Source organism: Arsenophonus nasoniae DSM 15247, from assembly GCF_000429565.1.
Lineage (GTDB): Bacteria > Pseudomonadota > Gammaproteobacteria > Enterobacterales > Enterobacteriaceae > Arsenophonus > Arsenophonus nasoniae.
The window spans coordinates 1-3704 of sequence record NZ_AUCC01000152.1; the positions used below are offsets into that span (position 1 = coordinate 1).

1 protein-coding gene is annotated in these 3704 nt (G+C 50.6%); it reads left to right on the forward strand.

Annotated elements, in window-relative coordinates; translation table 11 throughout:
- The first annotated feature begins 216 nt into the window (after nucleotides 1-216).
- On the forward strand, nucleotides 217-3636 hold the full coding sequence (locus tag G468_RS21570; RefSeq protein WP_246067455.1) for a S8 family serine peptidase: 3420 nt from the start codon (nucleotides 217-219) through the stop codon (nucleotides 3634-3636).
- Nucleotides 3637-3704: the final 68 nt, after the last annotated feature.

Here is a 3704-nt window from a genome sequence, read left to right on the forward strand (position 1 = left end):
AGTGGATCAATTTTGATTGATCGGATTTAGATAAAAAGTGGATCAGTTTTCGGTGATCGTTGACACTCCGGCAAACCCTACTTCCGCCCCGGCGATACCTGTCAACTGGACGTCGGTCTAAAAAACGCTGCCATGTTGAACGGTTTATCGGCGCGGACAACTTTCAATACCTATGTTGACCCACTGTTACTGGATTTGAGTGGCCATGGCGTGCACATGAGCGACATGCGCGACGCGGTGTTATTCGATATGGATCACAGTGGCACGCTTAAACGTACCGGTTGGGCAGACCGGCAAACCGGCATACTGGTAATTGACGATGGCAGCGGTCAGATAAAAAATGTCAGCCAAATGTTCTCTGAGTACTATGGTGGTCGGGTCGGTGGCAACGGCGTGGCGGGCGAAAAAATATTTGCCGATGGTTTTGCCGCCTTGGGCAGTGAAGATAGCAATCAAGATGGCGTGATTGATAAGCGTGATCCTATCTGGGGTCAATTACGGGTTTGGCTGGACGTGAGCCACGATGCGAAAGTGGATGCGGGCGAGCTCAAAACATTGACGGAACTGGGGATCACTCAGATTAATGTCCAGTCAGCCAATAAAAATGAAGTGCGTGATGGTAACAGGGTGGTTGCCAGTGGATCGTTTATGATGCAAGGTCAGACGCGGGAAATATTAGCGGTTAACTTTGTCGCTGATCCGGTCAGTAACACACTAACGACTCAGGGGACGGGAACACGCGTTACTTCGACTTTTAACCATATCACGACCACGGCTTACGCTAGTCATAGTGACAGCGCGCAAACGCTGGATGCAGATAAATTGGGTGTCAGCAACCTGTATGGTGGCAGTGGTGATGACCAGTTAATTGCCGCTAAAACAGGCAGTTGGCTGGTGGGTGGTGCAGGCAGCAATACCTATGTTGGTGGTGCCGGTAACGATGTTTTTGTTATCAGCGCTTCTGACGATAGCAAAAATATTCATGGTAACGGTGGACAGGATATGGCCATTATCACCGGTAACCAAGGTATGATATTGGATATGGATCAAGCCGGTTTAACGATTGCTGAAGGTGGCAGTGGCAATGATACCATCATCAGTGGCGGGCCTAATGGTGTGTTTATGAAAGGCGGCTCGGGTTATTCGACTTTGATAGGTGGCATGGGTGATGATGTGCTGGTCGGTGGCAGCGGGCACAATACCCTGATTGGTGGGAGTGGTAAATCGGTTATCTATGCCGGACCTAATGGGGATAAAATTTATGCCTCCAAAGGTGGCAGCATCATATATGCTGGTGGCGGCGCGGATATGATTTTCGGCAGTGTCGGCGATGATGTTATTGAGGTTGGCCATGGGAATGCCATGATCGATGGCGATGGGGGGATTAATATCGTCAGCCTGCATGGTAATCACGGCGATTATCAGATTACTCGAACCGACAGTGGCTATCAAATCGCTGATAAGGTTGCCGGGCGAGATGGCACGGTAACGCTGAAAAACATTCAAAAACTCAATTTTGCCGATATTTCAGCGGTTGACTTACAAACGCCGAATGCAATGCCGGTCGAGGATGTTCTCACCCATGACCAGCAGGGTAAGGTTTTTTCTCGTACTCGCACCCATCTGATTGCTGCTGCCACTCTATTGGCCAATGATCAGCGCCTCAACAGTCAGGGTAACTTACGTATTAGCCAAGTTGGTGATGCGATGGGCGGCAACGTCACCCTGACCGCTCAGGGCGATGTTGCGTTTACGCCGGATGCGACTTACACCGGTCTGATGAGTTTTAAATATGGCGTCACTGATGCCGCGGGTAACCCTTCGGCCTCTGTGATGGATTTAGCGAGCGGGAAAAGCGCCCCGATGAGGGCGGTTGCTACATTACTGACGCCAGAGGTGCCGCGTGACCCATTGGCGGCGCAGCAATGGTATCTGAGTGATGCCAATATTTTACCGGTATGGCAGGACTACACGGGCAAAGGAGTGCGCATCGGTCAGTTCGAGCCCGGCGGTCAGTTTGCGACTGCGCCGGAAATTTTTGATATTGCTCATCCTGATCTGGTCGCCAATGTCGATAAAAGCTGGCAGAAGACTCAGCAGACGCACGGAACCATGCCGGACAAGGTCTCCAATCATGCAACAATGGTGGCCGGTGTGATGGTGGCAACGAAAAACAATAAAGGTGGCGTCGGGGTTGCCCATGGAGCGACGTTAGGCGGCTATTATCTGGCCAATGACGGTGCCGACCTGGCAGGGCTGGGACATATGTCCAATTTTGACATTGCCAACAATAGTTGGGGATTTGCCAACGATTTCGCCCTCAGTAATTTTTCGGATGGCAGTATAAACACAGCGGCGTCGTTGAGTATAAATGCGCAATATGCGGCGGCTAATGGCCGTGGTGGATTGGGGACGGTTATTGTGACCTCCGGTGGTAATAATCGGGCAGCAGGTGGCAGTGCGCAGGGATCATTGACCAACAATAATCGTTTTTCTGTCCAGATGGGGGCTATCAATGCTCAAGCTGATTTGTCGACATTACACATTGGCTCCTCGCCGTTCTCGAATCCGGGCGCCAGTTTACTGATCTCAGCCCCTGGAAGCAACGTGGTGTCGACCAGCCATATGCTGAAAACGGAACGGGGTTCCACTTTTGGCAATGATTATACCAGCATGCAAGGTACCAGTTTTGCGACGCCGATAGTCTCCGGCATTGTGGCGTTGATGCTAGAGGCTAATCCGAACCTTGGTTATCGGGATGTGCAGCAGATCCTTGCTCTGTCCGCGCGTAAAATCAACGACCCCACGACCGAATGGCGTGACAATAAAGCGCATCACTGGAATGGTGGCGGCATGCATACCAGTCATGATTATGGCTTCGGTGCCGTTGATGCCCGCGCAGCGGTTCGCCTCGCTGAGTCTTGGATGACGCAAAGCACTGCCGCTAACGAGTATGTTTACAGTGCCTCCAGTGGTAAGCTTGGAAAAACCTTGGCCGCCGGCAAAACGCTGACGTCATCGATTGCTATGCAAGCGGGACTAAATATTGAACATGTTGAAATTGATTTTGATGCCGATGTGGGTCGTCTTGGCGATCTGACGCTCAAACTGATCTCGCCTGATGGCACGCAGAGTGTATTGCTGGATAGGCAGGGTAAAATCCCAGCGGGTATGCCGGGCGCCAGTACTAGCGATAAGGGCAGCAGTCAATCGGGCCGGTTCAGATATCGTTTTATGTCAACCCATGATTTTGGTGAAAAATCAGCCGGTAACTGGACGTTGCAGATAAGCAGTGACAGCTCAGCTTTACCGGTCACCTTAACATCCTGGTCGTTACGTTTGTACGGTAGTAAAAGCACGCCAGATAATACTTACTTTTACACCGATGAGTATGCTCAATTGCTCAGCGGCCAAGCTAGCCGCGCTATACTAGATGATGCTGTCAATGGTGTCGTCGGGGGACGCAATACCCTTAATGCGGCAGCGGTTGCGAAAGATACGTCAGTTAACTTACTGACAGGCGTTGCCAGTATTGGTGGACGCGGGTTGAATATTAACCGTCCGGCAGAAATCCAGAATATCATTACCGGTGATGGCAATGATACCCTGGTGTGTAATGGTCAACAAATTCTGTAGAAGATCTAAGCGGCATTTTTTAGTTCATGATATTTTTGATGTGGCGTTAAATAACCAATCGTTGAATG